The organism is Streptomyces sp. Isolate_45 (genome assembly GCF_024721315.2).
GTDB lineage: Bacteria > Actinomycetota > Actinomycetes > Streptomycetales > Streptomycetaceae > Streptomyces.
In genome coordinates, this window is sequence record NZ_JANFAK020000074.1 from 33,769 (window position 1) to 40,992 (window position 7,224).

At 72.5% G+C, this 7,224-nt stretch carries 4 protein-coding genes; 2 read left to right on the top strand and 2 right to left on the bottom strand.

The window, feature by feature from the left end:
• The first annotated feature begins 125 nt into the window (after positions 1–125).
• A complete protein-coding gene (locus NOD94_RS23045; protein ID WP_281207959.1) occupies positions 126–1,988 on the top strand; it encodes a hypothetical protein in 1,863 nt (620 codons plus the stop codon).
• Positions 1,989–2,028: 40 nt separating this feature from the next.
• On the opposite strand, the gene NOD94_RS23050 is transcribed toward NOD94_RS23045, so the two are convergent.
• The gene (locus NOD94_RS23050) at positions 2,029–4,296 is read right to left on the bottom strand and encodes a M4 family metallopeptidase (protein ID WP_281207960.1); all 2,268 of its coding nucleotides are present in this window, start codon (positions 4,294–4,296) and stop codon (positions 2,029–2,031) included.
• 382 nt (positions 4,297–4,678) lie between these two features.
• On the opposite strand from NOD94_RS23050, the gene NOD94_RS23055 reads away from it, so the two are divergent.
• Positions 4,679–6,166 carry a sugar transferase gene (locus tag NOD94_RS23055; protein ID WP_281207961.1) on the top strand — a complete coding sequence of 496 codons (1,488 nt, stop codon included), beginning with the start codon at positions 4,679–4,681 and terminating at the stop codon, positions 6,164–6,166.
• A 14-nt stretch (positions 6,167–6,180) separates the two neighbouring features.
• Here NOD94_RS23055 and NOD94_RS23060 read toward each other — a convergent pair whose 3' ends face one another.
• The gene (locus tag NOD94_RS23060; protein WP_281207962.1) at positions 6,181–7,125 is read right to left on the bottom strand and encodes a GDP-L-fucose synthase; all 945 of its coding nucleotides are present in this window, start codon (positions 7,123–7,125) and stop codon (positions 6,181–6,183) included.
• Between the last annotated feature and the right edge of the window lie 99 nt (positions 7,126–7,224).

The window sequence follows — 7,224 nt, forward strand, 5'->3', positions numbered from 1 at the left end:
CGACGTCGTGACCGGCGGCAGCGCCGAAGGTCCCGGCGTCGGGGGCAGCAGGTCCCGCGCGCAGGGGGCCGGGTGGACGTGCCCGCGCGCCGTCGCCCGGCCGGGGCGGACGTAGGGTCGTGCGCATGCTGGACGGGATCGACGACATCGACTGGGCGGAACTGGAACACGCCTACGGGCGGGCGGACGACGTGCCCGACCTGCTGCGGGCGGCCGGCTCGGCGGACGCCCGGGTACGGGAAGAGGCGTCGGAGGAGCTGCACTCGTCGCTCTGCCACCAGGGGACGGTCTACTCGGCGACGGCCGCGGCCGTGCCGTTCCTCGCGCGGCTCGTCAAGGACGGCCCCGGTCACCGGCTGCCACTGCTGTGGTTGCTGCACGGCGCGGCCGACGGGACGGGCCGCGAGCACCGCCGGGTGCGCCGGGCGGTGGCCGCCGCGCTGCCGGCCCTGCTCGGCCTGACGGCGGACGAGGACCGGGAGGTCCGGCGCGCGATGGTGTGGATCGTCGCCGCCTGCGAGGAGGCCTCCCTGCCGCTGCTCCCGCTGTTGCGGGCCCGGATGGAGGAGGAAGGGGACGCCGAGGTGCGGGCCGACCTCGTCACGGCCCTCGGCCTGCTCGACGTCTCGCCCGGCGGCCGGGACGCGCGCAACCGGGCGCTGCTGTCCGCGCCGGAACCCCTGGTGCGCAGGGCCGCGGTGACGGACCTGCTGCGCACGGCCCCGCTGCCGCTGCCGACGGACCTGGTGGATTCGGCGCTCGACGCCCACGGCGCGGCTCCCGCCGACGGGTCGGGCCATCCGTGGCCCGATACCTACCGGCCGCTCGTGGAACGGCTGCTGGACGATCCCGACGCGGCGTTCCGGGCGGTGGAGCGGGGTCTGCCGCTGGCGGCGGCGCTCACCGAGCAGTGGCGCGACCGGGAGCGGGACGTGCTGCCGTGGCTCGCCGCGACGGCGCGGGACGCGGAGGACCTGTGCCGGGTGGCGCGCGTCGCCGCCGCGCTGGACGGGGGTCGGCCCGCGCCGTGGCTGGACCCGCACCTGCGGTCCGCGGACCCCGCCGTACGGGTGGCGGCGACGCACGCCGCGGTGCGGCTGCGGGTGCCCGGCGCCGTCGCCCTCGTCCTGCGGCTGATGGACGAACTGCCGCACGAGGCGGCCGAGCTGCGGCTCACCCCCGTCAGCGCGCCGGGCACGATCGTGTCCGCGGTGGTGGACGTGTTCGGCGCGGACGCCGAGCCGGTGGCGCGGCGGGTCGCGGACCGGCCCCGCGCCGAGTGGGTGGACGCCCTGCGGCGCTTCCCCGCGCTCGCGGCCGGCCGGGTGGACGAACTCGTACGCCTCCTGCCCACCTCGGCCGGGGTGCTGGGAGCGCTGGGCGCGGCGGCGGGACCCGTGGCGGCGCGCGCCCTGCTGGCCCGGGCCGAGGCCGGGGACCTGGAGGCGGCCACGGCGCTGGTGCGCGTCACGGGCGAGGCGGGGCCCGCGGTGGACGCGGTACGGGGGCTGCCGGAGGCCTTGGCACGCCGCCGGGCGGCCGTCCGGGTGGCGGGCGAACTCGGCCCGGCCGCGAAGGCGCTGCTGCCGCTGGTGGAAGAGCGGCTGGGCGCGCCGGACCGGGAGAGCCGGGCGGACGCGGCCGCCGCCGTCTGGCGGGTCACGGGCCGCAGGCACGACACGGCCCCGGTCATCGCGCGCCAACTCGTCCGCCGGGGCGCCCTCCACGCGCCGCACCCGGGCGCGCTGCGCGCACTGACGGCGATGCGGATGCTGCCGGAGGAGGCCCGGTCGGCGGTGGAGCACATCGCCTCCTCACCGCGCCGGGTCGTCGGGGGGTTCCCGTGCGACGGGACGCCGCACCCGGACCTGGCGGTGAGGGAACTGGCCCGGGGGTTGTTGGCCCTCACCCCGGTGCCGCGGCAGCCGCGGTCGCCGCGCAATGGAACAGGGCCGCCCGGGGAGGTCTGCTCCCGGGCGGCCCCGTGATCTAACGGTTCAGCTGTGGTTCACGCTCGGACCCGGTGGGTCAGAAGGTGAGCTTCCAGCTGTCGATCTTGCCGACGTCGGCGGAGGCGAGGTCCGCGACACGGAGCTTCCAGACACCCTGGGCGACCTCGGAGGAGGCGTTCACGGTGAACTGCTGGACGATGTTGTCCGCGCTGCCGCCGGTGCGGTTGCGCAGGTTGTAGACGGAACCGTCGGGGGCGACCAGGTCGACCTTCAGGTCACCGACGTAGGTGTGGAGGATGTTGACGTCCACCTTGAGGGCGCTGGAGGCGTTGCCCGTACGGTTCACCGTGATGGGCGACTCGACCGTGGAGTTGTCCGCGATCGCGTAGTCGGTCGTGTTCTCGAACACGCTCGGCTGCGAGGTGCCGACGGTCCAGGTGAAGGCCGCCGTGCCGGACTTGGCCTGCGAGTCGGTCACCGTGACGGTCACGTTGGACGTGCCCGCCGTGGAGGCCGTGCCCGAGATCAGGCCGGTGGAGGAGTTGATGGACAGGCCGGCCGGCAGGCCGGTCGCCGCGTAGCTCAGCGCACCCGGGTTCGTGCTGTTCGCCTGGATCTGCAGGCTCACCGCGCTGCCCGTGATGGTGTTCTGGTTGCCGGGGTTGGTGACCGTCACGCCGTTGGCGATGCGGGCACCGACGGCGACGCCGGCCCAGGCGTTGGCCACGTTGTTGTACGTGGTCGAGCCCTGGCCGTACAGGTCGGCGGCGGCCTGGAGGGTGGCGGTGCGGGCGGCGGCGTAGTTCGTGTTCGACTTGAAGTAGCCGACCGTCAGCGCGCGGAACCAGATCTTCGAGGCGGCGTCACGGCCGATCGCGGTGACGGGCTGGCCGTCCGCGGTCGGGGAGTCGTAGCTGACCCCGTTGACCACCTTGGCGCCCGAGCCCTCGGAGGCCAGGTAGTACCAGTGGTTGGCCGGACCCGAGGAGTAGTGGACGTCGATGCCGCCCAGACCCGAGTACCAGGAGTCCTTGGACGAGCCGTCCTTGCTCGGCTTGTCCATGTAGCGCAGCGGGGTGCCGTTGCCGCGGATGTCGATCTTCTCGCCGACCAGGTAGTCGCCGACGTCCTGCGGGTTGTTGGCGTAGAACTCGACGGCCGCCGCGAAGATGTCGGAGGTCGCCTCGTTCAGGCCGCCGGGCTCACCGCTGTAGGTCATGTTGCCGGTGACCGAGGTGAGGCCGTGGGTCATCTCGTGCGCCGCGACGTCGGTGGAGGTGAGCGGCTTGGCGTTGCCGTCACCGTCGCCGTACGTCATGCAGAAGCAGGAGTCGTCCCAGAAGGCGTTCACGTAGTTGTTGCCGTAGTGGACGCGGCTGTACGGCGAGACGCCGTCGTTGCGCAGGCCGTTGCGGCCGTGGACGTTCTTGTAGTAGTCCCACGTGACCGCGGCGCCGTAGTGCGCGTCGGCCGCGGCGGTCTCCAGGTTGGAGGCCGCGCCGTTGCCCCAGACGTCATCGGTGCCCGAGAAGAGGGTGCCGGTGCCGGAGGTGCCGCGGTTGAGGTTGTTGGTCTTGTGGTTGCCGCGGGTGGCGTCGGTCAGCGTGTAGTTGCTGCCCGACTGCGAGGACCCGAGCGTCACCTGGCCGCTGTACATGGTGTTGCCGGTGCCGGTCTCGATGGCCTGCCACTCGGTGATCTTCGCGCCGGTCTTGGCGTTGGTCACCACGTGCAGCTCGTTCGGGGTGCCGTCGTGCTGGAGCCCGCCGACGACGGTCTCGAACGCGAGGACCGGGGCGCCCTCGGCCGCCCAGATCACCTTGCGGGCGTTCTTGGAGGCCTTGGCCTCCTTCGAGCCCTCGGCGTTGGCGGCGGAGACGGCCTGGCTCTCGGCGGCCGCCGGCGTGACCGAGGCGTTGGTGTCCGCGACCTTGATCTCGTGGTTGGTCGCCTTGGTGACGCTCCTGGTGACGCCGCCCTTGGCATGGACGGTGAGGTCACCACCGAGCACGGGCAGGCCGTCGTAGGTCCGCTCGTACGACGTGTGCGTGGTGCCGTCCGCGTCCTTGACGACGTCGCGGACGACCAGCTTCTCGCCGGAGCCGAGGCCCAGGGCCTTGGCCGCCTGCACGGTGGTGGAGTTGGCCTCGGCAAGGAGCGTCGCACGCTCCGAAGCGCTGAGTTTGAGGTTGGCCGCGCCCGGGTTGGGCTGGGCTGCCGCACTGGCCTGCGACGCGGTGGCGTCGGCGGTGGCACTGCCGGCCTGTATGCCTACGGCGAGCAGTGCTGCCGCGGCGACGAGCGCTCCGGCCGCGGTGGCACGCCTCTGGGGGGTGGGACTCAACGCAGACTCCTTCTGCAAGGGGGGTTCCGGACGGCTGGGTAGGGCCTCCGGGCAGATCAGGGCTGGTGCGATGAACGGTCGAAGAGTGCCACCTGTGGGCCGTGATGTCAGGGCCGCGTCAAAAGGTTGGCCGGAAACGGTTCGTTGTCCGAAGATACGTATCCGGTATCCGAACCATTCACCTTCGCGTGCGAAGGGGGTGTCCAATATGCGGAGTGGTTGATACCGGTTTCTAACACTTGGGCAACGAGAGCTCTCGTTAACGCAAACGGCATTTACCGTACGGGTGTTTGTCGTACTGTTTCCCGGTGCGACAGTCGCTCGTTGCCAGGGGAAGCCGCGGGCACGCGCCAATGTCATAGACCACGTGCCAGGGGGGCCCATGAGGCATGTCCATTTTCCTGCGCAAAGGGTGGCCAGAGCAGTCTCCGAGTCCGATGGGCCGGCAACCGCCCCGGCACGGCGGCTCGGTGACAAGGCCCGCTGGTACCTGCCCGCCGCAATCACCGCCGACTTCGTCGGCGCCGCCGTGCCCGTCGGCCTCGTGTTCGAGGCCGCGCAGCAGGCCCGCCCCGTCTACTGCGCCGTCGGCGCCGCCCTGGCGTGGACCGGGGTGCAGGCGCTGAGGCGCCGTTACACCTCCCGCGTGCTCGGAGAATCCCGAGGAGTCCTGCCGGTCCTCCATGACTGGCTGATTCTCATCGGGGTCCTCGCCGTCGCCCGGGTGGTGACGGGCGAGAGCACCCCGCGGCTGGCGGCCCTCGGGGCGCTGTTGCCGGCGCTGCTCATCACCGTCGCCTGCCACAAGCTCACCTACCGCCACCTCACGGCGGCCCGCCGCGAGGCGCACGCCGTCAGCCGGGTCCTGGTGGTCGGAGAGCCCGAGGCGGCCGAGCACGTCATCGCCCACCTCGCCGCGCGGACCGACCACCCGTACGTCGTCGTCGGCGTGGTTCCCGTCGGCGCAGGCGCCCTGACCAGCGGAACACCCGTCGCCGGGCGGCTCGACGACGGGATGCCCGAGGCGCCGAACGGCGACTCGGCCGCCGTCCTCGGCGCCGTCCGCAGCCACCAGGCCGACCTCGTGCTCGTCGCGCCCGGCGTGCGGATCGCGGGGGAGCGGCTGCGCCGCGTGGCGTGGGCCCTGCACGACGAGGGGCTCGAACTGGCGGTGTTCCCGGGACTGGTCGAGATATCCGTCAAGCGACTGGAGACCCTGTCCGCCGGCGGCCTCGCCGTGCTGCGGATCGCGCCGCCCGTGCGCCGGGGCGTGCAGCCCCTGCTCAAGTCGGCGCTGGACCGCATCGGGGCGGGAGTCGGCCTGATCCTGCTGTCGCCGATGTTCCTCGCCGTCGTGCTGGCGATCCGGCTGGGCTCGCGCGGCCCCGCCTTCTACAGCCAGGACCGGATCGGCCGCGACGGCGAACCCTTCGTCATGTGGAAGTTCCGCACGATGGTGGTGGACGCGGACAAGCTGAAGGCGGAGCTCTCCGGGGCCAACGAGAACGACGGCCTGATGTTCAAGATGCGCCGCGACCCCCGGGTGACCCGGGTGGGCCGGCTGCTGCGCCGGACCTCCATGGACGAACTGCCCCAGCTGCTGAACGTGCTGGCCGGCAGCATGTCGCTGGTGGGGCCGCGCCCGCCGCTGCCCGAGGAGGTGGCGGAGTACGACGAGGTCGAGCTGCGCAGGCTCGCGGTGCGGCCCGGTATGACCGGTCTCTGGCAGATCAGCGGACGGTCCGACCTGTCCTGGGATGAAACGATTCAGCTAGATCTCCAGTACGTCGACAACTGGTCCTTCACCAGCGATGTCGACGTGATGGGCCGTACCCTCCGCGCCGTTGTCGACGGTCGCGGAGCGTACTGAGGGCCGTGGTGGAGTCAGCTTTGGTCCAGCCACCACCGGTAGGTGGCGGCGATGCCGTCCCGCAGCGGGATGCCGGGCTTCCAACCCAGCGAGGTGAGGCGGCCGACGTCCAGCAGCTTGCGCGGCGTCCCGTCGGGCTTCGAGGTGTCCCAGGCGAGCTCGCCCCGGAACCCGGTCACCTCGGCGACCGTCTCGGCGAGGGCCTTGATGGTCAGGTCCTCGCCGCAGCCGATGTTGACGGGCTCGTCGCCGTCGTAGCGCTCCAACAACACGGCGCAGGCGGCCGCGAGGTCGTCGACGTGGAGGAACTCGCGGCGCGGGGTGCCCGATCCCCACAGCGTGACCTCCTCGCGCCCCTCGGCCGCGGCCTCGTGGAAGCGGCGGATCAGCGCGGGCAGGACGTGCGAGGACTCCAGGTCGAAGTTGTCGCCCGGACCGTAGAGGTTCGTCGGCATGGCCGAGATGTACGAGGCCCCGTACTGCTTGCGGTACGACTGGACCTGCACGATGCCGGCGATCTTGGCGAGGGCGTACGCCTCGTTGGTGGGCTCCAGCGGACCCGTCAGCAGCGCGTCCTCGCTGATCGGCTGCGGGGCCAGCTTCGGGTAGATGCAGGACGACCCGAGGAACAGCAGGCGCCCGACGCCGGCCGCGTGCGACCCGGCGATGACGCTGAGCTGGATCTTGAGGTTGTCCTCCAGGAACTGCACCGGGTACGTGCTGTTGGCCATGATGCCGCCGACCTTGGCGGCGGCCAGCACGACCGCGTCGGGGCGGACGTCCCTCAGGTAGGCCTCGGTCGCCGCGGCGTCGCGCAGGTCGAGGTCGGCCCGGCCCCGGGTGAGCACCTCGTGGCCGTCGGCGGTCAGCCGGCGGGCGACCGCGGAACCGACGAGGCCGCGGTGACCGGCGACGAAGACGCGGGCGTGCGGAGGCAGGAGCGGCAGCGAACTTGTCATACCGCCGATGATGCCAGTCCGCCGCCGCGGCTTCCCGCACGGTCCGGATCCGGTCGTACCCGGGCCCGGGCACGGCGGACCCGCCGGCGACTCCGGGCG